This window comes from Zeimonas sediminis (assembly GCF_023721795.1).
GTDB lineage: Bacteria > Pseudomonadota > Gammaproteobacteria > Burkholderiales > Burkholderiaceae_E > Zeimonas > Zeimonas sediminis.
On sequence record NZ_JAMQYE010000001.1, the window covers coordinates 1,277,240 to 1,303,934 of the forward strand.

At 66.7% G+C, this 26,695-nt stretch carries 24 protein-coding genes and 2 pseudogenes; 21 read left to right on the top strand and 5 right to left on the bottom strand.

Annotated elements, in window-relative coordinates:
- The first annotated feature begins 798 nt into the window (after positions 1-798).
- The 5 genes from M6I34_RS06000 to M6I34_RS18255 all read left to right on the top strand — a co-directional run bounded on the left by M6I34_RS06000 (position 799) and on the right by M6I34_RS18255 (position 5,469).
- Complete coding sequence (locus tag M6I34_RS06000) at positions 799-1,011, top strand: helix-turn-helix transcriptional regulator (RefSeq protein ID WP_272484788.1); 213 nt, start codon at positions 799-801, stop codon at positions 1,009-1,011.
- Entirely contained in the window at positions 1,008-4,085 is a 3,078-nt protein-coding gene (locus M6I34_RS06005; protein WP_272484789.1) for a DUF3631 domain-containing protein, read from the top strand. Before M6I34_RS06000 ends, M6I34_RS06005 begins: the two co-directional genes overlap by 4 nt.
- Positions 4,082-4,522 (top strand): ProQ/FINO family protein, encoded by a 441-nt coding sequence (locus M6I34_RS06010; RefSeq protein WP_272484790.1) that lies wholly within the window; start codon positions 4,082-4,084, stop codon positions 4,520-4,522. The genes M6I34_RS06005 and M6I34_RS06010 overlap by 4 nt, the downstream gene beginning before the upstream one ends.
- A gap of 6 nt (positions 4,523-4,528) precedes the next feature.
- Positions 4,529-5,041: a hypothetical protein gene (locus tag M6I34_RS06015; protein WP_272484791.1), complete on the top strand. Its 513-nt coding sequence runs from the start codon at positions 4,529-4,531 to the stop codon at positions 5,039-5,041.
- Positions 5,042-5,196: 155 nt separating this feature from the next.
- On the top strand, positions 5,197-5,469 hold the full coding sequence (locus tag M6I34_RS18255; RefSeq protein ID WP_418953535.1) for an HGGxSTG domain-containing protein: 273 nt from the start codon (positions 5,197-5,199) through the stop codon (positions 5,467-5,469).
- A 524-nt stretch (positions 5,470-5,993) separates the two neighbouring features.
- On the opposite strand, the gene M6I34_RS06020 is transcribed toward M6I34_RS18255, so the two are convergent.
- Positions 5,994-6,317 carry a hypothetical protein gene (locus M6I34_RS06020; RefSeq protein WP_272484792.1) on the bottom strand — a complete coding sequence of 108 codons (324 nt, stop codon included), beginning with the start codon at positions 6,315-6,317 and terminating at the stop codon, positions 5,994-5,996.
- A 970-nt stretch (positions 6,318-7,287) separates the two neighbouring features.
- Positions 7,288-7,851, bottom strand: a pseudogene (locus M6I34_RS06025) (recombinase family protein); the annotation flags it as partial.
- A gap of 293 nt (positions 7,852-8,144) precedes the next feature.
- On the opposite strand from M6I34_RS06025, the pseudogene M6I34_RS18260 reads away from it, so the two are divergent.
- From M6I34_RS18260 to M6I34_RS06055, 7 genes and pseudogenes are all read left to right on the top strand, one after another.
- Positions 8,145-8,210, top strand: a pseudogene (locus tag M6I34_RS18260) (zinc-ribbon domain-containing protein); the annotation flags it as partial.
- 9 nt (positions 8,211-8,219) lie between these two features.
- On the top strand, positions 8,220-8,708 hold the full coding sequence (locus tag M6I34_RS06030; RefSeq protein ID WP_272484793.1) for an RDD family protein: 489 nt from the start codon (positions 8,220-8,222) through the stop codon (positions 8,706-8,708).
- A gap of 102 nt (positions 8,709-8,810) precedes the next feature.
- Positions 8,811-9,203 (top strand): (deoxy)nucleoside triphosphate pyrophosphohydrolase, encoded by a 393-nt coding sequence (locus M6I34_RS06035; protein ID WP_272484794.1) that lies wholly within the window; start codon positions 8,811-8,813, stop codon positions 9,201-9,203.
- Positions 9,193-10,014 (top strand): HNH endonuclease, encoded by an 822-nt coding sequence (locus M6I34_RS06040; protein ID WP_272484795.1) that lies wholly within the window; start codon positions 9,193-9,195, stop codon positions 10,012-10,014. The genes M6I34_RS06035 and M6I34_RS06040 overlap by 11 nt, the downstream gene beginning before the upstream one ends.
- 94 nt (positions 10,015-10,108) lie before the next feature.
- Complete coding sequence (locus tag M6I34_RS06045) at positions 10,109-10,807, top strand: hypothetical protein (RefSeq protein WP_272484796.1); 699 nt, start codon at positions 10,109-10,111, stop codon at positions 10,805-10,807.
- A gap of 230 nt (positions 10,808-11,037) precedes the next feature.
- A complete protein-coding gene (locus M6I34_RS06050) occupies positions 11,038-11,595 on the top strand; it encodes a hypothetical protein (RefSeq protein WP_272484797.1) in 558 nt (185 codons plus the stop codon).
- 114 nt (positions 11,596-11,709) lie between these two features.
- On the top strand, positions 11,710-12,270 hold the full coding sequence (locus M6I34_RS06055; protein WP_272484798.1) for a hypothetical protein: 561 nt from the start codon (positions 11,710-11,712) through the stop codon (positions 12,268-12,270).
- Between the two features lie 523 nt (positions 12,271-12,793).
- Here the strand turns inward: M6I34_RS06055 and M6I34_RS06060 are convergent.
- A complete protein-coding gene (locus M6I34_RS06060) occupies positions 12,794-13,306 on the bottom strand; it encodes an OsmC family protein (protein WP_272484799.1) in 513 nt (170 codons plus the stop codon).
- 100 nt (positions 13,307-13,406) lie between these two features.
- Between M6I34_RS06060 and M6I34_RS06065 the strand changes: the two genes are divergently transcribed.
- The 6 genes from M6I34_RS06065 to hypE all read left to right on the top strand — a co-directional run bounded on the left by M6I34_RS06065 (position 13,407) and on the right by hypE (position 20,261).
- Positions 13,407-14,981 (top strand): winged helix-turn-helix domain-containing protein, encoded by a 1,575-nt coding sequence (locus M6I34_RS06065; RefSeq protein ID WP_272484800.1) that lies wholly within the window; start codon positions 13,407-13,409, stop codon positions 14,979-14,981.
- A gap of 429 nt (positions 14,982-15,410) precedes the next feature.
- Positions 15,411-15,842, top strand: coding sequence for a c-type cytochrome (locus M6I34_RS06070; protein ID WP_272484801.1), 432 nt, complete (start codon positions 15,411-15,413; stop codon positions 15,840-15,842).
- 32 nt (positions 15,843-15,874) lie between these two features.
- Positions 15,875-17,218: an FAD-dependent oxidoreductase gene (locus tag M6I34_RS06075; RefSeq protein WP_272484802.1), complete on the top strand. Its 1,344-nt coding sequence runs from the start codon at positions 15,875-15,877 to the stop codon at positions 17,216-17,218.
- 430 nt (positions 17,219-17,648) lie between these two features.
- Complete coding sequence (locus tag M6I34_RS06080; RefSeq protein WP_272484803.1) at positions 17,649-18,635, top strand: serine hydrolase domain-containing protein; 987 nt, start codon at positions 17,649-17,651, stop codon at positions 18,633-18,635.
- Positions 18,636-18,714: 79 nt separating this feature from the next.
- Positions 18,715-19,191, top strand: coding sequence for a HypD family hydrogenase formation protein (locus M6I34_RS06085; protein ID WP_272484804.1), 477 nt, complete (start codon positions 18,715-18,717; stop codon positions 19,189-19,191).
- On the top strand, positions 19,188-20,261 hold the full coding sequence (gene hypE, locus M6I34_RS06090; protein WP_272484805.1) for a hydrogenase expression/formation protein HypE: 1,074 nt from the start codon (positions 19,188-19,190) through the stop codon (positions 20,259-20,261). Before M6I34_RS06085 ends, hypE begins: the two co-directional genes overlap by 4 nt.
- 54 nt (positions 20,262-20,315) lie before the next feature.
- Here the strand turns inward: hypE and M6I34_RS06095 are convergent, their stop codons facing one another.
- Positions 20,316-21,296, bottom strand: a complete 981-nt coding sequence (locus M6I34_RS06095) for a threonine dehydratase (RefSeq protein ID WP_272484806.1) — start codon at positions 21,294-21,296, stop codon at positions 20,316-20,318.
- Positions 21,297-21,458: 162 nt separating this feature from the next.
- Between M6I34_RS06095 and M6I34_RS06100 the strand changes: the two genes are divergently transcribed.
- The 3 genes from M6I34_RS06100 to M6I34_RS06110 all read left to right on the top strand — a co-directional run bounded on the left by M6I34_RS06100 (position 21,459) and on the right by M6I34_RS06110 (position 25,724).
- Entirely contained in the window at positions 21,459-22,934 is a 1,476-nt protein-coding gene (locus tag M6I34_RS06100) for an amidase (RefSeq protein ID WP_272484807.1), read from the top strand.
- 13 nt (positions 22,935-22,947) lie between these two features.
- Positions 22,948-24,018 carry an enolase C-terminal domain-like protein gene (locus M6I34_RS06105; protein ID WP_272484808.1) on the top strand — a complete coding sequence of 357 codons (1,071 nt, stop codon included), beginning with the start codon at positions 22,948-22,950 and terminating at the stop codon, positions 24,016-24,018.
- A 149-nt stretch (positions 24,019-24,167) separates the two neighbouring features.
- On the top strand, positions 24,168-25,724 hold the full coding sequence (locus M6I34_RS06110; RefSeq protein ID WP_272484809.1) for a phospholipase D family protein: 1,557 nt from the start codon (positions 24,168-24,170) through the stop codon (positions 25,722-25,724).
- A 17-nt stretch (positions 25,725-25,741) separates the two neighbouring features.
- Here the strand turns inward: M6I34_RS06110 and M6I34_RS06115 are convergent, their stop codons facing one another.
- Positions 25,742-26,650 (bottom strand): lipase family protein, encoded by a 909-nt coding sequence (locus M6I34_RS06115; protein WP_272484810.1) that lies wholly within the window; start codon positions 26,648-26,650, stop codon positions 25,742-25,744.
- Positions 26,651-26,695 lie beyond the last annotated feature (45 nt).

The window sequence follows — 26,695 nt, forward strand, 5'->3', positions numbered from 1 at the left end:
TACTTTACGGGTCCGGACTGCACTGGAAGCGCCTACCTCCTTGACGCATTTCCGACCGGCAGCGCGCGAGCGACTTCAACGGTGAGATCGGGCAACCAGTGGTTCGGCTACTACGCTTCGAGCAACGCTGTGTCGAACGTTTCGTTTCAGTCGACGCTCTCCACCAGTGGCGGGTGCTCGAACACCAGCCTTGTCCGAGGCGGGTTCCCGGTGGAGCGATCTTTCTCGCTAGACGAACTCGGAATCGCGCCCTTCTACTACAAGTAACGAGCCGGAAAGAGTAGGACCTGAATCGACATTGACGCGGCGGGCTCATGACTAGAACCAGGCGCGTGAAGCCGGCGCCGCCAATAAGCACAGAGCCGCGACTGCGGAAGCTCGAACAGCTCGCGAGGGAAGGCATTGCGGCTCGCAAGCAAGAAGATCCAGCGGCCGGCAGCGAGGCAAGCCAGACAGCTAGCGCAGTGATTTCGGGCCTGCAGGAGGATGTCCGACGCGGAGCGAAAGTCCTGGACGCCTCTCGTAAAGGCCATGCCGCCACCCACGGTAGCTCAGAAGAAAGAGCGGCGAGGCACGCCAAGCTCAGGGCAACGTATTCGCGCCTGAAGGACGAACATCCTTTTTGGCAGGAGAAGCAACTCAATCAAGAAGTCGCGTCGGAGTGCGGAGTGAGCGTCCGCACGGTGGAGAGATACAAGAAGCCCCGTTGAGCCGCGCCAATCGTCCGCCAGTCTCGCCACTGGCGGATCAGGACCCAAATAGATTCATCGCTGTCCAAACCAGTACGAGGACAGCGACATGCAAGACCTTCCCGAAACCGGCTTTGCCAGGCTGCCGGTCGTCCTGGCCCATGTGCCTCTGAGCCGCTCCACGCTGTGGGCCAGGATCAAGGCCGGACAGTTCCCCGCTCCCGTCAAGCTCAGTTCTCGCGTGACCGCCTGGCGCGTCGAGGACTTGCGCGCGTGGATCGAAGCGCAGGGGCGCCCCTCGACCGGCGGAGGTCGGGGATGATGAACAACAAGAGACACCCGGCCGGTAGTGCGGCACAGGAGCCCGAAAGTCCTGACCGCCTCAACAGCCTTGCCGACCAACCCGAAGCGCGTAAGTCGGCTGGCGCGCCGAAATTCGCATGGCTTCCCGCGCGTTTCCTCATGAAGGGTCCGGTCGCCAGCCGAGACTACCTCACGATCGTCTCGACGCGCATGCCCTGCGGCAAGCATGTCCATCTCGACGACGAAGGGGCGGCCGTCTGGGAAAGCCGCGGCGACGTGATCGAGGGCGACACCGTTACCGCTTACGTACCCGATGTCTCGGCGATGGGCCAGTTGCTCGAGATTCTGCCCGCGAACCGCTACCTGATCCCGGACTTCGTGCCGGGCACCGAGGGGCTGTCCACGCCGTTTCGGATTCACAGCCAGAAGAATCTCTCCCGCCTGCTCTCCGAGAGGGGGATCGAACACAATGCCACCCGACCCGCCGGCCTTTTCAAAGTGCCGCGGCGCGGCGGGACCGGTGAGGTGGTCCACGTCGCCAAGCTCAAGGAGAACTTCACGCCTGGGGCGTGGCGCCTCTTCGACTTCGACCGCGACGAGCACACGCCGGCGGACATCGCCGCCTTGGCGCCCGAAGAAGCGGTGCGAAGGCTCGAACAGGCCCTGCCCGGGCTCGCCGGGTGCGCCCGGGTGATCGTGCCGAGCTCGAAGGGGCGGGTTTGCCGCGCGGACGGCTCGCCGCTCAGCGCGAGCCCGAACTTTCACATGTGGGTCCAGGTCGGCGACCCGGAACAGACCGACGAGTTCCGCGAGCGGCTCCGGCCGCAGCTCTTCCGCGAAGGCCTTGGCTGGCGTAAGCCGAAGTTCGCGCGCAACGCGCCGGGCAAGCCGATCGGATCCGCGCCGGCGGCGATTGTCGACGCGAGTGTGTGGGCGATCAGCCGCAGCGTCTACGCCGGCGCGCCGGCGGTAGGCGACGGGCTCGTGCTCGCGCCTGCCGAGCCCGTCGTGACGGCCGGGCACCGCTTCGTGCTCGGCGCGCTGCCTGCGCCCGACGACAAGGCCCTGCGGGTCTATGAGGAAGGAGCCGGCGTAAAAGTCGAGCGGGACGACGCCGGCAAGCTCGTTCAGCGCGATTACGTCTCGCTCGTGCCCGATACACTGCTCGACGTGAAAACGCCCGGCGGTGCGTTCCGGGCGCTAACGCTGCGCGAGTTTCTCGACAGCCCCGAGTTCGAGGCCGGGATGAAGTACCGCTGCCAGGCGCCTTTCCGGGATTCCACCTCCGAGAACGGCATCCTGCGCAAGCACGACAACGGCCGCGCGACGGTACACGACAACGGCACCGGCATCACCTATTTCTACAGCCCGCCCGGCGGCCTGGCGGCCTTGACCGCAGTGCTCGGCAGGGAGCCCGCCGAGCTCATGACGGCGCGCATCGACGAACTGGCCCAGCTTGCCACGCTTGCATACGAGCGCTGCCGAAAGGACGAGGCAAAGCAGCTCGGGCTGCGTGTGACCATGCTCGACGCGGCGGTGCAGGAGGCGCGCAAGCGCCTCGGACTTGTCGAGCACGAGGGCGCCGACGGCGCGCAGGGTCGCGCGCTTCGATTCGAGGATCCGGAACTCTGGCCTGAGTCCGTCGATGGCGCGGTACTGCTTGACGAGATCACGTCGATCTTCTCGCGGTACGTGTCGCTGCCGCGGCACGGTGATGTGGTGCTCGCTCTGTGGGTGTTGTTCACCTATGTCATCGATTCGGCGACGCACGCGCCACTGCTCGTACTTACCTCTCCGGTCAAGCGCTGCGGCAAGAGTCGGACTTTCGACGTGTTGGCCCGTCTCGTCCGGCGCCCGCTGCCTACCAGCAACGTGACGGTCGCGGCGTTGTTCCGAGTCATCGAGCAACACATGCCGACCGTGCTGCTGGATGAGCTTGACGCGCTCCTCGAGGGCGACAAGACGGGCGAGCTGCGCGGGCTCGTCAACGCTGGCCACAGCCGCACTGCCGCATACGTACTGCGTACCGTGGGCGACGAGCATGAGACTCGGGCCTTCAACGTCTGGTCGCCGAAGGCGCTGGCGTTGATCGGCGACCTCGCGAGGAAGTGGAGCACGGTGGCCGACCGGGCCGTGGCCATCCGAATGCAGCGCAAGCCCGCCAACTGCAGGCTGCCGCGACTGCCGCGCGACGACGCCGCATTCGGCGACCTGCGGCGAAGGATCGCGCGCTGGGCGGACGATCAGGCCGACTGGCTGCGCGACGCCGAACCGCCGCTGCCGGACAGCCTGAACGACCGCGCAGCCGACAACTGGCACATCCTCGTGGCCATTGCGGACGCGGCGGGCGGTCATTGGCCGGCCGCTGCCCGGGCCGCGGCACTCGCACTGTCTGCTCAGGAAAGCAGCGTGAATGCGACAGATGAAGGCGCGGGGGTACGTCTGCTGGCCGACATCCGGGACATCTTCATGCGGCTCGGCATCGACCGCATCCGGTCTGAATCGCTGACGCACGAACTGGCCGAAATCGACGACCCCGAGGCGCCCTGGTCTGACTGGAATTCACGCACACGTGTGGTGGCGCACGGCATCGACGCACGCCAAGTGGCACGGCAGTTGGCGCCGTTCGGCATTCGTCCGCGTTCCATCAGGTTGGTCCCCGGCGCCGCTGAGAGGGAAGGCCTCCGGCGGTTCGGCATCAAGCCGAGCGGCACCGGCGCAGAGTCCGCTAAGGGATACCTCCGGGAGCAATTCAACGATGCGTTCGAGCGCTATCTTTCGCCGCACAACACGGCTTCGCAGCCGGAGTCGGCCGATTCATCCGGCACACCGGCACAATCCAGCATTCATGAGGCTTTCGGGCCGATTGACCCATCCGTCACGGCCGCTTGTGTGACGGGTGCCGAATCGCCCGGAAACCCGCGCCAGTCCTCGTTTGTGCCGGTGTTACGGACGGAAACCCAGGGCGCGGCCCGAGAGAAAGAACGTCACGGCTACTGTCTGATCTGCGGGGAGCCGGGAGCGTCTGGCCTGTGCAACGACTGTCGCCACCGCGACGGGGTGGAAGGCGGCCACGAGGGGGCGACGACGTGACGGTCGACGAACTGCGGAAAGTGCTGGTCGCGCGCTGGCCGATGACTTTCGGACCACCGCGCCCGCTGGCACTTGGCGTGCACCGCGAGATCTTCATGGCGCTGGCGCCGCCCCAGGGCACGAAGAAGCGCGCGAGGGCTGCCCTGCAGGCCTTCCTCCGCGACTGGACGCAGGCGGACGAGTATCTGCGTGCGCTCGCCGACGGCGGCGAGTGTATCAGTCTCGACGGACAGCCCGCCGGCCTGGTGTCCCGGCGACACCGGCGACACCGGCGACACCGGCGCGCGGCTGCCGGCCAGTTGAAGGTCCGCCGCAATCGAAAGCCGGCCAGCGATGACCGTTCAACGGCTACCGGTGCGACGCCGGCCCAGGCACCGCGCGCCGCGCCCGTGGTGCGCTACAAGCGTCGCCGACTGATCCCGGCGCAAGTGGAGTAGCGCGAAATGAGCCGTACGCACGGCCTGCCTGTCGTCGATCCCCGCCGCGGCACGCCGGGTCATCGGGTCGATGACGCCGCGCGCCCCCCGTCGCCGTTCGCGCCCCGGCGCCGCCAGATCCTCGCGGCGGCTCCGGGCGCGCCGCGGCACGAACCTTCTTCGGCAGACAAACCCGCGCCGCCGCACCAGCGCCGGCGCAATCTTGCGACGCTGCGGCTGCTCGCCGAGCAGGCCAAGCACCGTGAGGCGGCGCTTGCCGCATTGACCACGGCGGAGGCCGACGTCTTCGCCCGGTTGTTGCGGCATGGGCCGTCGAGCCTGCGCCGCGTGGTCCGTAATGTGCGCGCAGTTCGCGACGCAAGTCATGCCGCGGAGCTGCTCCGGCGACTCGTCGAGCTCGGCTTGGCGCTGCGCGAGGAGGACACGCGGCCCGGGAGGGGCAGGCGAGCTCGCAGCCTCTTCCGTGCGTCGACGGAAATCGGATCTCACGGGAGCAAGGCATGGACGAGTCCAAACTAGAGGGAAAGACGCGCGCAGGCGTCAAGGGGAACGGCTCGCGCCGCCCCGGCCCCGTCGACGAGCCCCTACCCGCTTCCGGCACGGATCGCCGATCCCGATCGGCTGCAAAGGCACGCATCGCCCTGCTCGCTCTGGAGGCGCTCGGCCTTCCGGGCATGAAGCGCGTGATCGAGGCCGCGCTCAGGCCGCCGCGCTGCGCCGCCGTACCCCCGAAGCACGAGAGGCCTCGATGCGGCGCCAGATGCCGCGACGGGCACGCGTGCCTGGCGCCCGTCTTCAAACGCCCGGACGGCCAACTCTCGCGCCGATGCAGGCTGCACGGTGGCGCAAGCACTGGGCCGAAGACCGCCGAGGGGCGGCGCCGGGCGCTGGAGGCACTGCGAGAAGGAAACAGGCGATGGCGCGAACGCCTCGCGAACGGCGGCTAAGCCTGTCTGCCATACCGACAAGCGGCGTCTGCGCGGAGGGGCGGCCACACCGGACGCGACGGCAGACTATGATTCCTGTGGCTCTGACAAGCGGTCAAAAGCGGCGCCAAGGCTACGCCATACAACTGCCGCTTCGACAGGAGCACGTGGCGAGAGGTGCCAACCAGGAGACAGCGCGAATGTGGGGAACAGCTGATTCCATCGAGCCCGAGTCCGTGCCGGACAGTGACACACCGTGCCCGCACTGCGGCTCGCTGAAGGTCATCCCGATCTATCACTTCGGTCTAGCCGGCCTGCCGGCGGAACTTGAGGCGGAAGTCCGGAAGGGGCTTGCCATCGCAGAGCCGCGCACCTGCATTCCGCAATGGTGGACTGATCGAGATTTCCATAACCGGGTGTGCTTGCGGTGCGGTCACCGATGGGGACACACACCGGGTGGCATACGCTGGCGGACCTCCGCTAGTAAGTAGCCGCAGCCATTCGAAGCCCGAACCCAACATTGAGGCCTTTGCTTCACCGCGGACTTAGAACAGCATATCTGGCCAAGGAAATTCCACCCCCATTTGCACATGCATCGAATGACGACCGATCGCTTCAACCTGGTGGGGGCGCCAGTCGTTGGCGCCAAGCCAGCCAATGCGATTCAATTCATTGGCAAGCCCGGCGTAATGGCGAACACAGTGCTCGTACTGATCCTCGCCAAAGCTGTCGAGCTTGAGTCGCGCAGCTTCTGACGCTCCGAACTTGCGTGTGACGTACTCTTTGACCTCCGCATCGACGTACCCGGCGTCTCGGTAAGACCACTTGTCGATGGGGACCGGCATCCCGCCGCGACGATCGTCGCCCATGATCGTTCGTGTGCTCCTGCCCAACAGAACATCGAGAAGGTCACAAACGTAAGCTGACGGCCAACCTGGCGGCATGCGGTGCGCATAGAGCAGTTCCCGAGCCTCCGTTTCCAGCTTGAAGTGAGGCCTGGACGCTGACGGTTCGCCCGACTTAGATGCAAGCACTTGACAAACCAAGCTACTGCCTTCGACGGGGCCTAGATCACGCTCTTGCGTCAATGCCCATGCCATAGCGATCCATCGCCAATCGTGAGCCGGGAATCGTGCTTGGAGCCGTCTTGCAAGGGACTCGTACCAAAAGCGCGCACGTACGAGCGTAGGAACGCCCTGCGAATCCGGTTTCACTTCCCTCTCGTTGCTTTGTCGCTCAGCATGCCCCTCTTCCGCCTTCTCCACCCAGGGCGGGCGGCCTGACTTCGTCCTCCAGTAGCCGAAGCTGATCGTCGTTGGCGCGTTCTCCGAGTATGCCGCGCCCTCGCTTCGCGAACGAATCCCGAAACCCTTTGCCGTCGGGGTTGGCCTGCCAGTCGTTGTACTCGCTGGCGACATTGAGTCGGAAGGCATTGAGGCCTTGCGCTTCTCCGGTTTCACGAAGCCCCCCATGCGGCGTACCCTAGAAGTCTGCACAATGCTGATACAGGTTCTTAGGCTAATCAACTGGCCGGTATCGCACAGACGATCTCCGCGAGCCGAACCCCGCCGTCGCATCGCGCCCACGCGGCGCGATCAGTTCCCGGCCAGCCTTCACTGCCCCTGACCTCGGGATACAGGTCAACAGCCGCGATCCACTCGATCCCTGGGGCACTCGAGTAGCGACAGCGGAGCGAAATCAGTGGCTCGCGTCTCTCCCCTCGGCGCATCAGGTTGCGCTCCTGGAGCGCGGACGCCTGCCGCGGGATTCCCCGTCGGACTCGCGGCGTGTGCGGGTTCCCGGCGCGACTTGCCCGAAAGCCTCAGTCGACAGCCGACTGCGGATTGACACGATGGTCCCGCGCGACACCCCGTATTGCCTTGCCACGGCGGTCACCGTTTCCCCGCCGGCCAGGCGGCGAACTATCTCCGAGCGCTGCATTTCGGTCGTCTTGGCGGGTCGGCCGAACTTCTTGCCTTGCGCCCGAGCACGTGCCTGGCCAGCAAGGGTTCGCTCGATGATCAGGTCGCGCTCGAAGTCTGCCACCGCCGCGAGCACCTTCACGGTCATCTCGCCGGTGGAGGACGTTAGGTCCAGACCACCGAGTTGCAGAACGTGCAGGCGGATGCCTCGCTGCTTGCAGAGCTGCACGGTGTGCTGGACGTCGATCGAGTCGCGGCCAATGCGGTCAAGCTTGGTGACGACCAGGGTGTCCCCCTCTTCCAGCTTGTCCATCAGCTTTGTGAAGCCTGGCCGCTGCAGGGCCGGCACCGATCCGCTGATCTTCTCTTCGATGTACCGGCGAGGCTGAATCGCGAAGCCGGCCTGCTCGATCTCGGCGAGCTGATTGACCGGATGCTGGTCAATGGTCGAGACCCGAGCGTAGGCGAACACGCGAGACATGGCGACCTCCAAATGTCAGAAAGTGCCGTCAGAATAAGCGATGCGTCAGTAATTCCACAAGGGATATGTTTCTGACAGTCATCAAACAACCGTCAGAAACTGGTCAATTACTGCCGGCAAGAGACCTGAAGCGGTGACACTAGGAGGGTGGCGCAGGCGATACGACAAGAGGGGCCTCGTTTCTGAAACGGCCCCCAGGGTGCTTTGGTGCTTGCGTCTCGCCGTCGGCTTCCGCCTCATGGTTCAATCGAGATGGCGATGCGAGAGCTCTGCCGAACTAAGAGGGGCGATTTATGTATTGTTCGCAGTGCGGTGTTCTGAATACGAATGGCGCTCGCTACTGTTCGGCCTGTGGTGCCGAACTCGTTTTGTCAACGAACGGCGAATCGCAGGTTCAGGCTCGATCCGCTGAGCTCTCCGTGCGCTACGCGGGCTTCTGGTATCGGGCGTTGGCGGCCTTGATTGACACCGTTCTAGTCAACGTGACGGCCTTCTTCGTCGTGATTCCGCTGGCGATTAGCATGGGGCTATCCATGTCGGATAGCTCGTCTGCGGAAGAGATTGAAGCCGCTGGCCAGGGGCTTGGATTTCTGTTGAGTATGCTAATCCAATGGTTGTGGTTCACGATTGGAGAGTCGTCTTCTTGGCAGGGATCCGTCGGCAAGAAAATGCTCGGCCTGCGAGTCACTGATGAGAAAGGGCGCAGAATCAGCTTTGGTCGCGCAAACGGACGGTATTGGGGAAAAATTGTCTCGGCGCTAATTCTGTTTATCGGTTTCCTTATGGCGGCGTTCACTGAGCGCAAGCAGGCGCTACATGACAAGATGGCGGGAACACTCGTGATCAAGGCGCGCTAGTAAGGACAATGTGGGGTTATCCGGTTATTGCTTCCGAGCTCACTGGATCGATCAAACAGAACGTACGATGAGTGGCGCCTACCTGGGGGAGGAGCGCTGATTTTGAAGCTCGTTGCAGCCGCCGTAATTGAACAAAACGGTGTAATCCTTCTTGCTCGAAGAGCTCCGGGCCAGAAGCTTGCCGGGTTGTGGGAATTTCCCGGCGGAAAGGTCGAGAACGGAGAGTCGCTGGAGGAATGTCTGCGTAGAGAGTTGGCTGAAGAGCTCCAGATTTCATGTTCGATCGGAAACCTGGTCGCCGAGTCTGACTACCACGATAGCGAAGGCGCGATTCGTCTTCTCGCTCTGCGAGCGACCATTTTGAGTGGGGAGATCTCCCTCACTGTTCACGACGAGGTCTGCTGGCTGCGGCCGAAAGATCTGGAGTCGGTCCCTTTGGCTCCTGCCGACATCCCAATAGCTCGGTTTTTGAGGGAGAGCGCGCATGGCATTTGAACCCGGTCTTGTACGCGGGCAGATCATCGATAACAGTACGCTCTCAGCCCTCTTCAAGTGCAGCTCCCAGGGCGGGATGAGACGCTCTCGGGTGACGAACACGCTGGTGCTCGTGTCGAACCACGTGGAATCTATTTATGATGATCGGTGGCTGGGCGACATTTTTCACTACACAGGCATGGGTCAGGAGGGCGATCAGGCGCTCAGTTTCATGCAGAACAAGACGCTGGCAATGTCCCGAACGAACGGGGTGGACGTGCATCTGTTTGAAGTGGACAGGCCGCGTCAATATCAGTATCAGGGGCGAGTGGTACTTGCGGCGGACCCGTATGAGGAAATCCAGCCCGACCAGAAGGGGACGGATCGGCGCGTATGGGTGTTTCCGCTGCGACTGGTGGAAGGTGTACCGACTTCGGTTTCACAGCGCGATTTTGAGGAGGAGCGCCAGCACCGTGAAAGGAAGGCACGGAGGCTATCCAATGCTGAACTGAGGTTGCGGGCTCAACGTGCTCCGAAATTGGCAGGCGACCGGATAGTCACTGGGAGACAGTACGAGAGGAATCCGTATGTCTCCGAGTTCGCGAAGCGACGGGCGAATGGGTATTGTGAACTATGTTCAGAGCCGGCGCCGTTCAGTAATGCGCGTGGCGAGCCTTATCTCGAAACCCACCACATAGTCTGGCTAGCCCTGGGCGGCGAGGACAGCACTGAAAACACAGTAGCCTTGTGCCCTAACTGCCACAGACGAATGCACGTCCTTGATGAGGATGCCGATAAGGAGAAATTGCGAGCGAGGCTGGCGTCGTCGTAAGCTCCCCTAGCCGTCCGGGGCCGCGCATAAAGTTGCCTATCGGCCCACGCTGAAGACGACACGCATTGCTCACATTGGGACGATGGAGGTTCGGATGTCGAAGGATGGTGACGAAGTCCGAAGCAGCCTCGCCTGGCTCACCAATGACGAACTCGTATCTCAGATACGCTCTGGAAACTTGACGGAGGACGCGCGGCGGATTGCGGAGGAACTTCTTGTAGAAAGGGGGGCAGCCGCTTTGCGTCCACACGTGAAGCCGGCCGCAGAATCCGATCTCGCCTTCTTATCTCGCTGTTTCCGCGGCGAAGCGAGCCTCAACGACGCGTTTTGGGTCCTCGGCTTCGGCATCGGATTGACTGTCTGGTCCCCCGTGTTTCTTGTCGGGATACTCCTGAACCCAACCTCAACGCACACCTTCTCAGGGGCCGTTGTCTCCTCACTTCTCGGTGGAGCCCTATTCGGAACCATCGGGGCGGGAGGCATTGGCCTGCTTGTCCTTGTTCCGACTCTCATCGTTCAGGGTCACGGCTTAGTGGAGCCCCTCATTTCGCCTCTTTCGACGGCATCTACGTCGCCAACAGCACCACTCGCCGTTGGAAGTGCGTTGATTGCTGTCTCTCTTGCTGCGTTCGCTGCCACCATCTTTCGAGACTTCGCAACTTGGCGCTGCGCCTCCAATTCGAAGACCGTTTTCATGGGCGTCGTCGCGCGTGTATGGATCTTCTTCACATATGTTTCTTCTCTGATCGCTCTGCTGTTGGTGTTTCTCGGCAGCTTAGGCGGAGCCGCATAGACACCGATCAGCGCAGCGCGATCCATGGCGAACTAGCTGCCGAAATACCATGCACGTGAGGCTCGTACTATCCGGATAGGTTCGCTTGGCGTTACGTCTGAGGTGGGAGCGTGGCAGAGAGGAAAAAACTTGCAGCGACAAGCACTTTACGAGAAGGGGGGTAGGTTACGGTGGTGGGTTTAGATTTGACTGGCTGCGTGCTGCGAATCAAATCACGTTAGGCGTCAAAAATGCACTCGCGCAGCCCCGCTCTTGCTTCGCTGCATCGGCTGATGGCCTTTGCCCAGTCCGTCATGGTGCGCCGGATGATCGAAGGAATCGCGCTCGAACCCAAGCAGACGTTCTGGATCATGACCGTGAACCTGCTGCTGGATTCGGCAGTCATCGACTGGTGCACGGTCTTCGGATCCCGGGCTGAAGACACCCACTGGACACGAGTCATCCCGAAGGAACGGCATGCAGATGTGCGTGCGGGTCTGCTGAGCGCGCTTGTCCTGAGCGCGGACGATTGGGAAGCGTACCAAAACAGCATCGTTGTGTTTCGGGACCAGATGGTTGCCCATCATGACCTCAATGCAGCAGTGGAGAGGTACCCGCACTACGACGTCGCCTTCGCCGCCGCTGACTTCATGTTTACGGTGATCCGGGATCTCGCCGACCCGGATTCTCTTGGCGGCGTACCGTCTTCGCTAGATTTTTGGGCCCGCACCGTTGCGGGCAACATGTCAGCAATCGTCAGGGCCGCGTTCGACGCAAGCGCGCAGCTTGGCTCGAATATCCCCGGGTGAGCCATATGCCAACAGTCGGCATGCTAGTGACGCCTAACCATTCTTTGCACCCGATCTGCCACAGCGGACTTCGCCCGCTTCCGCAGGCGGGTGAACTCAAACGTTAGGCGTCGCATGAAAGAGTTCTTAATGTTCGCAGCAGGAGCAGCCATCGGAGGCCTGCTGTCCTGGCTGATCACACACCGCTACTACATCAAAGCCGGCGCAGACCAGCGCGCCGAACTGGACAGGTTGTCTGCAGACCTGAGACCACGCAACACGTTGGAGAACTTTGAGCGAATGCTTGAGTCGAGCAACTGGACCAAATCAGTTATAGACCACACAGAAGTCTGGATAGCTGACGCTGACAATACCTACCAAATTGAAATCGGCGAACGAACACGAGAGTTCACCGAACGCTGGACGACCGTGCACCCAGATCCGAACAGCTCCGCTTATCCTGTTTATTTGAAGCTGAATGGCGCAACCATCAAGGAACTGACATTCATCGCCATGGACGGTGGTCGGATCTTCGTTCCAATGGCAGGAGTCCGGCAGGCCGGCGCGAATGAGGTCGAGTACTTCTGGAACCTGAACAGCCTCGAGGTCAAGGTATGCAGAATCATCGGCGCATACTATCTCTACGAGAACCTGGAAGGTGTGGCAACGCGATCCAAAGTCGCCATCGTGGCGTAGCGACGCCTGATCTGAGTCGGGGATCCTGGACCATTCTGAGCGTTAGTTTTTCGGCAAACTGTCCTTTGGGAGAGGGAGAGGTTTGTCGTGAGGAAGAGCCGGTTTTCGGTCGAACAAATCGTGGCGGTGCTCAGGCAGGCGAAGGTGGAATCGGCCGTGCGGCCCAAGCCGGATGCCAGAGCGACGGACCCGGCAGCAAGCCGGCGGGGGCAACTCTGGGGGCACATAGCGAAGCGATGCCGCCGTAAAGCAAGCGTTCATGAGGGTTTCGGAAATCTGTTCGGTAGACGCCGGCTCCACCATTGAAAGCAAAACGGGCTGCCCCGAAAGGGGTGGCCCGTTTTGCTTTCACCGGGCGGATTCATCGCGGGAATCGAATCCGCGTCCGGAACGGACGCGGGGGTCGAACGGACAGCGGACATGAACTGCTTCATGTCCGCTGCAGTGAGACCGGCTCGCGCATGCTTGCGCGAGCGCGGCCTGCAAGGCCGATTCCCGCCACGCGCACGCCACCGATGCGCCCTCAGGCGCTGACTTGCCCGCGAGTGACTGTAAACGCGGGCGGGCGCGCCAGCGCCTGAGACACGACGCAGAAACTTTCCGTCCGGCGCAGAAGCGTCGCGACTTGCTCCTCCGATGCGTCGGTATCGAGCGTGAACTCCAGGCGTATGTCCTGGAAGCCCACCGGAATCTCCTTGGAGAGGCCCAGCGCTCCGCGGAAATCGAGATCGCCTTCCGCCCTGATCGAAGCCCCTCGCAACTCGATTCCAAGCGCCGTGGCTGCAGCGTTCAGCGTCACGCCGGCGCAAGCCACCAGCGCCTCCAGGAGCATGTCGCCGGGGCATGCGCCCTGTCCGCTGCCACCGACACCCGGATGCATGCCCGCAACCGTGCGCGCCTTGCCGGTCTCCAGCCTGCAGCTGATGTCCTCGCCGATCCGGCCCTGCGCATGCAGGGTGACCAGCGCCGCAGACGGCATTTCACGATAGCGCTCGCGTAGAGCTTTTTGAGCCGAGCGCAAGTCTTCCGCATTCATGACGAGAGTTCCTCCTGGCTTGTGTGCGACGCCCGGTAATCGTGACGCCTGACTTCGAATTCCTGGACCGAAGTGTCTGTCCGGAGGGCCTGCAGCGTCCTTGGAATTTTCTGAAGACTTCTTGTATTTTCTGAAGCCTCGCTCACCGGGAGTCCATGTGCCGGCCACTTACCGCTTCGACCGTTTCGAGCTCCGGCCGTCGGAGCGCGTGCTCCTGGTCGACGGCACCCCAGCGGCACTGGGATCGCGCGCGTTCGACCTGCTGCTTTGTCTGGTGACTCACCGCGACCGCGTGTTGCCCAAGGACGAGCTGCTGGAGCAGGTGTGGCCGGGCCAGGTGGTGGAGGAAAACAACCTCGCGGTGCAGGTGTCCGCGCTGCGCAAGCTCCTGGGGGCGGGCGCCATCGCCACCGTGTCGGGCCGGGGTTACCGCTTCACGCTCGAGCTTCACCCGGACGACACACGCGACACCGCTGCGGCGGCCGCAGAACCGTTGGAGCGCCCCACCATCGCGGTGCTGCCCCTGAGCGTGCTGTCGGACGATCCCCGGATCGCATTCTTTGCGCAGGGACTGGTGGAAGACGTCACCGCGCTGCTCGCCCGCGTGCCCGGCTTCGTCGTCATCGCGCACGCGTCGTCGTCGGCATTCCGCGGCCCGCAGGCGCCCCTGCAGGACGTGGCGCGCCAGCTCGGCGTGCGCTTCGTGGTGCGGGGCAGCGTGCGCCCGAGGACCGATGCGCTGCGCGTCTCGCTGCAACTGATCGAGGCGGCCTCGGCCCGTATTCTCTGGAGCGCGCAGTTCGACAGTCAGGCCGACGACGCCGTCGATGCGCAGGAGACCGTCGCGCGCGGCATCATCAGCGAGCTGGAGCCCGAGCTCACCCGGGCCGAGATTGCCCATATCCGGCGCCAGCGCCCGGAAAATCTCGATGCGTGGGCGCATTACCACGAGGCCGTCGCCGCATTGGCCGCCAAGGGCTGGAGCGCCGACGGCATTGCCGCGGCGCGGGCCGAACTGCAGCGAAGCACCGCCGTCGACCCGAACTTCGGCCTGAGCCACGGCCAGTACGCGCTGCTGACCATCCTGGAAGCGCAAATCGGCATGGCGCCGGACACGCCTGCATTGCGGGCCGCCGTCGAGGCCTCGGCCGACTCGGCGATCAGGCTGGACGACGGCAGTTCCGAGGTGCTCGGCTACGCGGGTTGCGCCCTGTGCGACCTGGGCCATCTCGAGCGCGGCATCGATGCCCTCCAGCGCGCTGTCGAGCTCAACCCGAGCAACGCCCAGGCGCATGTGGCGATGGGCGCGGCGCTGGTGCTGGACGGCAAGTTGGACGAAGGCATCGAGCGCATGCGCTACGGCATGAAGATCAGCCCGCGCGACCGCCGCCTGGGGTTCTGGGCCTGGCTGCTGGGATGCTTTCTGCTGCGCGCGGGCCGCGTCGAAGAGGCGCTGGCGGAAGCGCGGTCGTCATGCCGAGCCGACCCTCGCTTTCACCTGCCATACGTGTTGCTGGCGGGCATCCTCGACAGCCTGGGCGCGACTGCCGACGCAGTTGCGGCGCTAAGCGCTGCGCGACAGCGCCGCCCCAACCTTTCCCTGGACGAGGTGACGCTGACGCACGGCCGGCGCATCAGCGCGCGGCTCGCGCTGTTGTGGGATCGGGCCGGGTGATTGGCCGCCGCCTGCGACCGACGGGTCAACGGCCGGGTGCTCGATACGCCGCCAGTGGCACCGGCCGACCTTGTAGCGCTGTTCAAGGCCTGCGAGCGAATCGGGCTCTGGAGCGACGAACCGGGCCGCGCTGCCGCCGATGTACGCACTCGACCCCGAGGATAGCGTCGATCGCCGGCGCGCTCCGGCTTCCCAGCTTCCCGGTTCCGCGATTCCCGGTTCGCGACTCCCGGCGACCGCCGCCGTTCCGGTGGAGACGACCGTTCATGGGCCGCGAGGCGCCGTTCGTCCGCTTCACGGGGCACGGACGGTATATCCCTATCGTGTGTGAGGTAATTTGCAGCTAGCCTGTCGAAAAACTGGCAGCCACACCCTCCATTCAGCCAGGACCAACCGTCCGACGAAGGCCGGAACTCTTCGGGAGTCATCATGCGAAGTTCGAGATTCCTTTCCGTTTCGGCCCTGTGCGCGGCCATCCTGGCCGGCTGCGGCGGGCCGGCGGACACCGAGGCCGGGCTGGCCGCCGGCGCGACGAGCGGCGGGGTAGAGGCGAAATCCTGGTCGAGCAACAGGACCGCGTCGGTGAGCAGCGCCAGCGCGCCGAGCGCGGCCAGTGCGGCCACCGCGGTTCCGGTGGGTCGCCTGCTCGCCTCCAACTGCTTCAACTGTCACGGCACCGACGGCCACCCGAGCGGCGGCTTCGACAGCCTCGCGGGCGACTCGGCGTCCGAGATCGTCAAGACCCTGCAGGAGATGGCCGCGAAGTCCCCGGAAGACGGAGGGATCATGCGCGCGCACGCCACCGGCTACACCGACGAGCAGATGTGGCAGCTCGGCAGCTATTTCGCCAGCCAGCGCTGAGCGCATACGAACCGGATTCGAGGAGCAACGAGATGCAGCGCAGGGAATTTCTGAGAACGATGGGCGGTTCGGCGCTGGGGCTGGCCACCACGGGTGGAGCTTTCGCTGAAGACTCGGTCAGCGGTTACGTCGCGCCGGTGCCCGCGGACACCGGCGCGGCCGGTGAAGTGGTCGTGATCGGCGGCGGAATGGCCGGCGCGACGGCCGCCAAGTATCTGCGCGTGTGGGGCGGGGCGAAGGTGCGGGTCACGCTGATCGAGCGGGATGCGGCCTACGTGTCGAACATCATGAGCAACCTGGTGCTCAACGGCTCGCGCACGGTGAGCGGCCTGACCTACAACTGGGACCGGCTCGAGTCGAACTACGGCGTGAATCGCCTGCGCGGCGAGGTGGTCGCCATCGACCCGGTGGCGCACAGGGTGACGCTCGCCGGCGGCTCGCAGTACCCGTACCACAAGCTCGTTATCGCGCCGGGCATCGATTTCGATGTCATGCCGGGCCTCGAAGGCCTGACGCAGGCCCAGCGCGACGCGCAATTCCCTCACGCATGGAAGGCCGGCGCCCAGACCACCACTTTGTGGAACCAGATCCGTGGGATGACTGCGCGAGACACGTTCGTGATGACGATCCCGCTGGCGCCGTACCGGTGCCCGCCCGGACCTTACGAGCGCGCCTGCGTGGTCGCCGATTGGCTCAAGCGAAACCGCCCCGGCGCCAGGGTCGTGGTGCTCGACGAGAACCCAGGCATCACCGCCGAGCCGCACGCCTTCGAATATGCGTTCACGAAGACGCACGCCGGCGTGATCGAGTATGTGCCGAATGCGACCGTCTACCGGGTCGACCCGTCAATCCGGACCGTGTACACCGCCATGGGCAACTTCTCCGGGCGCGTGATCAACCCGATCCCGCGCCAGCGCGCGCCGAAGCTGTTGTCGGACTCCGGACTGGTCAACGACGGCGGGCGCTGGGCCTTCGTCGACGCCAAGACCTACGAACACTGGGACAACGGCAGCGGCAGCGGGCAGGCCAGGGATGTCCACGTGATCGGAGACCCCGCGACTCACGGACAGCCCAAGGCCGGGCACGTCGCGAATCAGGAAGCCAAGGTCTGCGCCGACGCGATCACGCGGATGCTGCGCGGCGGCAGCCCGGACGACGCGCCGGTGACCAACTCGGCCTGCTATTCGCCGATCACGTTCGAGACCGCTTCCTGGCTGACCGCGATGTTCCAGTACAACCCGGGCACGCGCAGGATGTATGCGTTCAGCACCCGCTCCGGCGCGAGCCCGGTGGTCGAGGCGCCGTCCGCGAACAAGGACAACTTCGACCAGATGAACAAGTGGTTCCGGCAGCTGATGGCGGACACCTACGCCTGAGGGCGCGGGGGGCCGACGGAAAAAATCGGTAAACGTCCGGCGAACCCATCTTGAAGCCGATCGCCGGAGATAGGAGCCTCGTTGCCGCGCAACTATAGGCGGACACATCGACACTTTCCCGATCGAACTACCGGCTTGCCGTCTTCGGCGCCGGCATGGCCCCGAGTTCAGGGCGGCGGTCATCGAGGCCCCCGGCACCCTCTACAAGGGCTCGGATGATCTCCGGGCCCCTTTTTTCGCCCGGCATCCCCGCGCCACACTCCGGCCGGCAGCGCTGTGGACTGCTGTCAGTTCATCGATATTCTTGGGGCCTGACTTCAATTCATGCCCGCTGCCGCGAAAGGGGTGGCCCGTCTTGCCTGCGCCGGAGGCGGATAGTGCGTGGCGCTTCCCTTCTCGAGGGGCGAGATCCGTGAACCGACGAGATTTCTTGGCCGGCGCCTTGGCCACCGGCGTGGCTGGTGGCGAGCCGGCCGGCGCCACCGATGCCTCGGGAGCCGGTTTCGAGCCGGCGGCGAGGTACTCCGCTGCGCGCCGAGGCGTGTCCCTGGTCGTCATGGCTCACGGGCAGGTCGTGTTCGAGGACTACCCGAACGAGGGTTCCGCCCAGGTCGCATGGGAGCTCGCGAGCGGCACCAAGAGCTTCTGCGGGGTGTGGACGGCGGCGGCAGCGGCGGACCGACTGCTTTCGCTGGACGAGCCCTGCGCTCGCACCCTGCCCGAGTGGTCCTCCGACTTGCGTTCCGCGATAACGCTGCGGCAGCTGCTGACTCTGACCAGCGGCCTGGCCGCCGGCCCGATCGGCCGACCGCCCACCTACTCGCAGGCAGTGAACGCACAGGCCGTGGCCGAGGCCGGCAGCCGGTTCCAGTACGGGCCCACGCCCTTCCAGGTGTTCGGGGAGATCATGCGACGCAAGCTCGCCGCTCGCGGCCATGGTTACGATCCGCTGCGCCATCTGCACGCCCGGGTGCTCGAACCGGCAGGCGTGAACCCGAGCTTCTGGCGGCGGGGCGCCGACGGCATGCCGCTGCTGTCCCACGGCGCTGCTCTGACGGCCCGCGCCTGGGCCCGTTACGGTCAGTTCGTCCTCGACGGGGCTCCCGGCCTGGATGCCGGCGCTTTGGGAGCCTGCTTCGAAGGCACGGCCGCCAACCCCGGCTACGGCCTGGCCTGGTGGTTGCTGCGACCGGGCCTGGTGCCGCCGGGCCCGAATGCGGGCGTGAGCGACGCCCAGGGCGACGCCCTTCGCAACGAGGATGTCGCAATGGCCGCAGGCGCCGGCAATCAGCGCCTGTACCTTCTGCGCCGACGCGGCCTGGTGGTGGTGCGGCAGGCCTCCGGCATTCTGGATGCCTTGAGGGGCAGAGGCGCACAATGGAGCGACCGGGAGTTCCTCGAAACCCTTCTGCAGTGAGATTCAGCCTTCCGGCCGGGCGTGCGGATCCGGACGAGACTGCGGGCGCCGCGGGCCGCCGGTCAGCCCCGGGGGCCGCGTGCCGATCGTGGTGACCGGCTTCGAGCCGGTCGACATCCTGCAGGGCGTGCTGGCGGCGGTGCGCCAGCTCGATGACAGGCACGCCTGCGTCGATAACCGCTACGCGCGCTCGGTGCGCCCCGAGGGCAATCCCTCGGCGCGCGCGCTGGTCGATCAGGTGTTCGAGCCGGTCGATCGCGACTGGCGCGGGCTGGGGCCGATCGCGCGGGGCGGCCTGGCGCTGCGGCCCGCCTACCGCCGGTTCGACGCGTCGCTTCGCCACCGCGTGCTGCCCGAGCAGATGCCCGCGAGCGAGCACGGCTGCATTGCCGGGCTGGTCCTGCGGGGCGCGCGCCGGCCGCCGGACTGCGCTCGGTTCGGCACCGCCTGCACCCCCGACCACCCGCTGGGCGCGCCGATGGTGTCGGCCGAGGGGGCGTGCAGCGCCTGGTATCGGTACCGCCGCGACGAGATCGAAGTGAACGAGGCGCGATGATGGCGGACGCGGCGAGGGAAGACGGCCTCGACGGCGGGGCGGCTTGTCCGCTGCCCTCGACCGAGCACCCGCGCGTGCTGCTCGCGCACGGCGGCGGCGGGCGTCTCACGCAACAACTGATCGAGCGCGTGTTCCTGCCGGCCTTCGACAATCCGGCGCTCGCCGCGCGCGCCGACAGCGCGCTGCTGCCTGTGGCTGCGGCGCGGATCGCTTTCACCACCGATTCCTACGTCGTGCGCCCGCTGTTCTTTCCGGGCGGCGACATCGGCCGCCTGGCGGTGTACGGCACGGTCAACGACCTGGCGATGCGCGGCGCGCGGCCGCGGTGGCTGTCGGCCAGCTTTGTCATCGAGGAGGGCCTGGAGATGCGCGCGCTGGAAGCCGTGGCGGCCGCCATGGGCGACGCGGCCGCGGCCTGCGGCGTCGAGATCGTGACCGGCGACACCAAGGTGATCGAACGCGGTCGGGGCGACGGCGTGTACCTGACCACCAGCGGCATCGGCGTGCTCGAGCATGACGCCGACATCGCGCCGGCCGCGGTGCGCCCGGGCGACGCGATCCTGCTCTCGGGAGACGTGGGCCGGCACGGCATCGCGGTCATGGCGAGCAGGGAAGGGCTGAGCTTCGAGACGACGCTGCAGAGCGATCTGGCCCCGCTGCACGAACCGGTTCGCGCGCTGCTCGATGCCGGCGTGCCGGTGCGTTGCCTGCGGGATCTCACGCGCGGCGGGCTGAGCGCGGCGCTGCACGAGATCGCCGCCGCCGCCCGCGTGGGAATCGATATCGACGAAACCGCGATCCCCGTTCATCCCGACGTGGGCGCAGCGTGCGAGCTGCTCGGCTTCGACCCGATGCAGGTCGCCTGCGAAGGGCGGTTCGTGGCCTTCGTGGCGGCCGCCGATGCGGACCGGGCACTGCGCGCGCTGCGGCGTCACCCGGTGGCCGGCGGCGCGGTCGCGATCGGCACGGTCGCACCCGAGGGGCGCGCGGCGGTCGTGCTGAGGACCGCGAGCGGCGCACGCCGCGCGCTCGATCAGCCTGCCGGCGAACTGCTGCCGAGGATCTGCTGACGGCGCCGTGCCGCGGCTCGACAGGGGCGCCGTCGGACCGCCGGGGCCGCGCATTCAGGAGCCGCCCTGCCCCTCGGCCAGCACCGTCGCGAAGACCCTGGTGTCGACGTTCCCCCCGGTCAGCGCGAAACCCACCGGTCGCCCGCCGGTTCGCCCGCGCTCGCGGATCGCCGCCGCCAACCCTGCCGCCCCTGCCCCTTCGGCCACGTTGTGCGTGTCGGCGAACAGGATGCGCATCGCCTCGGCAATCTCCTCGTCGGTGACCGCGACGACGTCGTCCGCCTCCTTCATCACGACCTCCAGCGCCTGGGGCTCGGCGATCCGGCAGGCCAGCCCGTCGGCCAGCTCGGTGGTCACCGGCGCCTCGACCACGCTGCCCGCCCTGAACGAATCGAGATAGGTCGTCGCGTGTGCCGACACCACGCCCACCAGCTTCGAACGGGCCCCGGTGTACGCACGCGCCGCAGCCGCGGCGCAGAACCCGGAGCCCAGGCCGATCGGCACGTACACCACGTCGGGCTCCTCGCCGCGTGGAAAGCTCTCGAAGAACTCGAGCCAGTAGGTCGACACCCCCAGCACCAGGCGGCGGTGGAACGAGGGCACCATGTGCAGCCCCTGCTCCCGCGCGAGCTCGACCGCGTGCTCGCGCGCGGCCTGGAAGTCGGTGCCGTGCTCGACCAGTTCCACGCCGAGCGCCCGCATCGCGGCGTTCTTCTCGGCCGAGTTGCCATGCGGCACCACGATCGTGGCCTCGAGACCGTGGCGGCGCGCACCCCAGCCGACCGACTGACCGTGGTTGCCGCGCGTGGCCGAGATCACCTGCGTCACCCCCGGATGCTCCCGCGCCAGCGCCTCGAAATACACGAGGCCGCCGCGCAGCTTGAAGGCACCGGCCGGCGTGTGGTTCTCGTGCTTGACCCAGACCGGCATGCCCAGGCGGTCGCGCAGCAATGGCCACGCGTACTGCGGGGTGGGCGGAACGACGGCGTGGACGATGGTCCTCGCGGCTTCGATTTCCTCGCGGCTGAATCTCATCTCCATTTCCTCCCCCCGAGCATGTTCGCCGGCGACGACGCCGGGTGTCCGCTGCGCGCCATTGGCGTCGATGTTAGCGCCGGAACCGGACCGGTCCCTGTCGGCCCCGGATGCATACTTCCGGTTCCGCCTTCCCGGACAGCCTGCACGAGGAATCCCCTCATGACCCTGCCCATGAACTGGGACGAATGGACCGCGCACGACGCGACCGCGCTGGCCGAGCGCGTCCGCAAGCGCGAACTGACGCCCGCAGAGCTCGCCGCCCAGGCCGCCGCCGCGATCGAATTGGTCAACCCGGCCACCTGCGCGGTGGTGGAAGTCTTCGACGACGTGGTCGCCGATCCGCTGAAGGACGGCATGGACCCCGCCGGTTTCTTCGCCGGCGTGCCCTTCCTGATGAAGGACCTGGGCCCCACGATGAAGGGCCGGCTGCAGGAGATGGGCTCGCGGCTCATGCGAGGCAACCGCGCCGCGGCCGACGCCTTCCTCACCGGCAAGATGCGCAAGGCCGGCCTGAACCTGATCGGCCGCACCACCACGCCCGAGTTCGGGCTGTGCAGCTCGGCCGAGAACCCGGCGGTCTACGTGACCCGCAACCCGTGGAGCCTCGACTACACGACCAACGGCTCGTCGGCCGGCACCGCGGCTGCTGTGGCCGCGGGCGTGGTGCCGCTGTCGCACGCCACCGACGGCGGCGGCTCGATCCGCATCCCGGCCGGCGCGAACGGCAACATCGGGCTCAAGCCCTCGCGCGGCGTGTTCTCGATCGCGCCGGGACTGTCCGACATAAGCGGCTACGTGTCCACGCAGGGCTGCCAGAGCCGCACGGTGCGCGACACCGCCGCCTTCGTCGACCAGTGCCGGGGCGGCGCGCCGGGCGAGTTCATGCCCTACTGGAAGGCGGACGAGCCGTATGCCGAGATGATCCGGCGCGACCCGCCGCCCTTGCGAATCGCGCTGTCGCACGAGTGGGGCGACTACCGCGCCACGCCGCACATCGTGTCCGAGCTCGAGCGCGCGGGCCGCTTCCTCGAGAGGCTCGGCCATCGCGTGGAATGGGCGAAGCCCGACATCGACTACCGGGCCGCCTTCCAGGCGCAGACGCTTTGCTACATCAGCAACTTCGCGCAGACGATCTCGAGCCTGCTCGCGCTGCGCGGCCTGGAGCGGCCGTCGCCGGACCTGCTCGAGCCGATGTGCATCCGGGTCTGGCAGCTTGGCATGGGCACGAGCTACACCGACCGCTTCCGGATGCAGGCGGCGTTCAACACGACCTCGCGCGGCTTCGGCGAGTTCTTCGAGCAGTGGGACGTCGTGCTGACGCCGATCACCGCGCTGCCCACGCCGCCGATCGGCACCACCGAATACCTGACGATCAGCGACAACCCTTCGGTGCACGACTGGTTCGAGAACCTGTGGCGCAATTTCGCCTACACGCCGCTCACCAACCTGTGCGGCATCCCCGGCATCTCGCTGCCGATGGCCTGGCAGGAAAGCGGCCTGCCGCTCGGCATCCACGCGCAGGCCAGGCAGGCCAACGACGGTCTGCTGCTGCAACTGGCCGCGCAGATCGAGCGCGCGCTCGGCGGCAAATGGAACGACGGACGCCGGCCCGGCGTGCACGTCGCCAACCCCTGACGAGGCCATCGCCATGAAGATCACCTCTATCCACACGACGCCGGTCCTCGCTCCGCTGCCGCGCCCGGTACGCACCGCCTCGGGCTCGATCGAACGCTTCCCGCTGGTGCTGATCGACGTGGGCACCGATGCCGGCGTCGAGGGCCGGGCCTACTCGCTCGTGTACCTGCCCGAGTTGCTGCCCGCGCTGGATCGCTGCGTGGCCGGCATGGCCGGCATGCTGGTGGGCCGCGAGCTCGCGCCGCGCGACCTGCACGTACACCTGCAGCAGCGCTGCCGGCTGTTCGGCCTGAAGGGCATGACCGGCATCGCGCTGGGCGGGCTCGACATGGCGATCTGGGACACCTGGGCCCGCGCGCGCGGCGAGCCGCTGGCGCGGGCGCTGGGCGCCGAGCTGCGCCCGGTCAAGGCGTACTACAGCGTCGGCCTGTACGACGCGGCATCGGTGATCGAGATCGCCGAGGAAGCGCGCGCCGGCGGCTATGCGGGCCTCAAGATAAAGGCCGGCTTCCCGAGCTTCGCCGAGGACCTGGCCGCGATCCGCGCGGCGCGCCGCGCGCTCGGCGACGGCCTCGCGCTGATGATCGACTACAACCAGTCGCTGAGCCTCCCGGAGGCGATGGCCCGCTGCAAGGCGCTGGACGACGAAGGCCTCGCATGGATCGAGGAGCCGGTGGCGGCAGACGACTTCGAGTCCTGCGCGCGCATCGCCGACGCCGTGCGCACGCCGATCCAGATCGGCGAGAACTTCAACGGACCCGGTGAAATGCGCGCGGCGATCGCGGCACGCGCGATGGACCTGGCGATGCCCGATCCGCAGTACATCCAAGGGGTGACCGGCTGGCTCGAGGCCGCGGCCCTCGCGCGAACCGCCGGCATCCCGATGTCCTCGCACCTGTTCGCCGAAGCCGCAGCGCAGTTGCTTTGCGCAACGCCCACCGCCGATTGGCTCGAGGTGATGGACGCGGCCGGGGGCCTGCGCCGCTCGCCGCTGGAACTGCGCGACGGCTGCGTGGTGCCCTGGGACGCGCCGGGCCTGGGCATCGAGTGGGACGAGACAGCGGTGGCGCGGCACCGGGCCTGAGGCGACCTGCAGGGATCCGCGCGCCACATTGCGCCTTCTCGGGCAGGCCGACTTTGCCTATCATCGGCCCTGCACGACGCGGCCCACGATCGCCGCGGGGAGGCGGCGGGCGCTGCGCGTCTCGCCCAACCACGGGAATTCGCCACGCGATGTCACTGCTGTCGAAGCTGCGCTTCGTTCTCGCCCTGCTGGCCGGGCTGGCTGTCGCCGGCTGCGCCACGCTTCCCGACACCCTGCCGAGGGGCGCTCCCGGGCAGGCCCTGGCGCCGCAGCCGGGCGGGCTGCTCTCGGCCGCCGAATCGCGGCTGAGCGAGCGCGCGGGTCCGAGCGCCTCCGGATTCCGGCTGCTCGACTCCAACGAGGACGGCCTTCGCTGGAGGCTGGCGCTGATCGACTCGGCGCGTCATTCGCTCGATCTCCAGTACTACGTGTGGTGGGGCGACGAGAGCGGCAGCCTGCTGATGAAGCGCGTGCTCGACGCGGCCGATCGCGGCGTGCGGGTCCGCCTGATCCTCGACGACCTGTCCACCATCCTGAAAGACGGTGGCCATGCCGAGCTGCGCGACGACGTCGCGTCCCTGATCGACAGTCACCCGAACGTCGAGATCCGGCTCTTCAACGCCTGGCGCACGCGCGCCCTCGCGGGTCGCGTCTTCGAGATGGTCGGGCGCATGGAGCGCATCAATCACCGCATGCACAACAAGCTGCTGATCGCCGACAACCGCGCGGCGGTGATCGGCGGACGAAACATCGGCAACGAGTACTTCGGGCTGTCGAGCGACTTCAACTTCCGCGACCTCGACGTGCTCGGCATCGGCCCCGTGGCGCGCCAGGCCTCGTCGGTGTTCGATCGCTTCTGGAACAGCGAGTGGGTCGTGCCCGTCGCCGCGCTCGGCGTCGCCACGGATTCCGGCGAGCTGTCGCGCGTCCAGGCCCCGCTTCGCGAGCGCCTGAGGTCTGCGCCTTCGCTCTCCCGCTTCCCCGTCGACCCGGAAGACTGGAGCGACCGCCTGGCTCGCGCGGTGGCGAGCCTGCACGTCGGGACCAGCCGGGTCCACACCGACACCCCGGATCCCGACGCGCTCAAGCACCACATGCCGGCCGCGATCCGCGAACTGCTCGCGGGCGCGAAGCGCGAGGTCCTGATCACCAACGCGTACATCATCCCGGGCCCCCACGCCCTCGAGCGCATGCGAGACCAGATCGCGCGCGGCGTCAGGTACCGGATGCTCACGAACTCGCTGGCCTCGCACGACGTTCCGGCAGTCAACAGCCACTACAAGCAGTGGCGCCGCCCGCTGCTCGAGGCAGGCGTCGACCTGCACGAGATGCGCGCCGACGCGGCGGTGCGCCCCCTGCTGGCCGACACGGCCCCGACCGAAGCCGGGTTCATGGGCCTTCACGTCAAGGCCATCGTGATCGACCGGGAGAGGGTCTTCGTCGGCTCGATGAACCTGGATCCCCGCTCGTGGGACATCAACAGCGAGATGGGCGTCGTCGTCGACAGCCAGGGGCTCGCCCGGGAGCTTGCCGCGTCGATGGAGCGCGACATGCGGCCCGAGAACGCCTGGCGGGTCTCGCTCGGCGATGACGGCACGGTGCGCTGGACCGCCGGGGACCGGGTCCTGACCGCCCAGCCCGCACGAAGCTTCTGGCAACGTGTCCAGGACGTCTTCTTCATGTTCTTTCCCCGCGACCTGTACTGAAGGCGGGGCCGGTGACGCTAGCGGGCGCGGTCGCGCAGGGTCGCCGCGACGACGTCGATCGCCGCCCGCACGAGCGCCGCGCGGGGCACGTCGTCGTGGAAGGCTGGCGATAGGACGGGCAGGCTCTCGGAAAGCGGGATCGCGATCGCATAGTGGTCGGCATTCGCATAGCCCAGCAGGTGGCTGCGCGGGGCAATCTGGTCCGTCCACAACAGCTTCCCGTCGTTTCGGGGGTCGACCGTGGCAAGCCGCTCGTAGCTGAACCGCGTGATCGCCGAGACCCGTTCGGGCCGGGGAGCGGCGACCAGCGCGAAGATCGGCACCGACAGGGAGTTGCCGTATCGGCGCCACCACTCCAGGCGCACGTCGCGGCGCAGGTCCCGGATTTCCTCGCCGCTGCCGCGCTCGCAGCCAGGCAGCGGAAGCCGCGCACCGAGCCACCGGTACGCCCCCTCCACGCGCCCTGCCAGCGGACTGCCGTTCGCCGCACCGGCCACGGAAACGACTGCGGCGACCTGTCGCCCCGCGTCAGGATGCCCCGCAAGGAATTCGAGGACATCGGGCAGGCCCTTCGAGTACGCGAACACGATGACCGGGGGCTGCCCGCCGGCGCCTCGCGCGAAGTGCTCGGCGATCCTTCGCGCGTTCCCGGCGGAGGTGCCACGGCCCGGAACGTCGAGGAGGTCGACCTGGAAGCCCTCCGCCTCCAGCGTCGGCACCACGTCGCGAAACGGCTCGCCGACCTCGCCGAAGCACTCCGAGAAGAAGCCCGGGACGAATGCGATCCGGTAGCGCGCCGCGGCGTTTCCGACGACAGGCGCCGCGCCGCCCTCGCCCTCCCCCGGCAAGCGCAGCAGGACATCGTCGCACGCGTCGGCCCCGATCGGCAGGCGGCTGCAGACGGCGGCCCGGTAGACCGCGCGCATGTCCTTCACCCCGGCGTTCTCGATCGTCGTGAGCACCGTCGGGGG

What these genes read in the sequence shown, in the direction of transcription:
- M6I34_RS06000 (WP_272484788.1), top strand. Translation starts at nt 799, where the DNA reads ATGCAAGACCTTCCCGAAACCGGCTTTGCCAGGCTGCCGGTCGTCCTG.
- M6I34_RS06005 (WP_272484789.1), top strand. Translation starts at nt 1,008, where the DNA reads ATGATGAACAACAAGAGACACCCGGCCGGTAGTGCGGCACAGGAGCCC.
- M6I34_RS06015 (WP_272484791.1), top strand. Translation starts at nt 4,529, where the DNA reads ATGAGCCGTACGCACGGCCTGCCTGTCGTCGATCCCCGCCGCGGCACG.
- M6I34_RS18255 (WP_418953535.1), top strand. Translation starts at nt 5,197, where the DNA reads ATGAAGCGCGTGATCGAGGCCGCGCTCAGGCCGCCGCGCTGCGCCGCC.
- M6I34_RS06020 (WP_272484792.1), bottom strand. Translation starts at nt 6,317, where the DNA reads ATGGGCGACGATCGTCGCGGCGGGATGCCGGTCCCCATCGACAAGTGG.
- M6I34_RS06040 (WP_272484795.1), top strand. Translation starts at nt 9,193, where the DNA reads ATGGCATTTGAACCCGGTCTTGTACGCGGGCAGATCATCGATAACAGT.
- M6I34_RS06045 (WP_272484796.1), top strand. Translation starts at nt 10,109, where the DNA reads ATGTCGAAGGATGGTGACGAAGTCCGAAGCAGCCTCGCCTGGCTCACC.
- M6I34_RS06050 (WP_272484797.1), top strand. Translation starts at nt 11,038, where the DNA reads ATGCACTCGCGCAGCCCCGCTCTTGCTTCGCTGCATCGGCTGATGGCC.
- M6I34_RS06055 (WP_272484798.1), top strand. Translation starts at nt 11,710, where the DNA reads ATGAAAGAGTTCTTAATGTTCGCAGCAGGAGCAGCCATCGGAGGCCTG.
- M6I34_RS06060 (WP_272484799.1), bottom strand. Translation starts at nt 13,306, where the DNA reads ATGAATGCGGAAGACTTGCGCTCGGCTCAAAAAGCTCTACGCGAGCGC.
- M6I34_RS06070 (WP_272484801.1), top strand. Translation starts at nt 15,411, where the DNA reads ATGCGAAGTTCGAGATTCCTTTCCGTTTCGGCCCTGTGCGCGGCCATC.
- M6I34_RS06075 (WP_272484802.1), top strand. Translation starts at nt 15,875, where the DNA reads ATGCAGCGCAGGGAATTTCTGAGAACGATGGGCGGTTCGGCGCTGGGG.
- hypE (WP_272484805.1), top strand. Translation starts at nt 19,188, where the DNA reads ATGATGGCGGACGCGGCGAGGGAAGACGGCCTCGACGGCGGGGCGGCT.
- M6I34_RS06095 (WP_272484806.1), bottom strand. Translation starts at nt 21,296, where the DNA reads ATGAGATTCAGCCGCGAGGAAATCGAAGCCGCGAGGACCATCGTCCAC.
- M6I34_RS06100 (WP_272484807.1), top strand. Translation starts at nt 21,459, where the DNA reads ATGACCCTGCCCATGAACTGGGACGAATGGACCGCGCACGACGCGACC.
- M6I34_RS06105 (WP_272484808.1), top strand. Translation starts at nt 22,948, where the DNA reads ATGAAGATCACCTCTATCCACACGACGCCGGTCCTCGCTCCGCTGCCG.
- M6I34_RS06110 (WP_272484809.1), top strand. Translation starts at nt 24,168, where the DNA reads ATGTCACTGCTGTCGAAGCTGCGCTTCGTTCTCGCCCTGCTGGCCGGG.
- M6I34_RS06115 (WP_272484810.1), bottom strand. Translation starts at nt 26,650, where the DNA reads ATGCGCGCGGTCTACCGGGCCGCCGTCTGCAGCCGCCTGCCGATCGGG.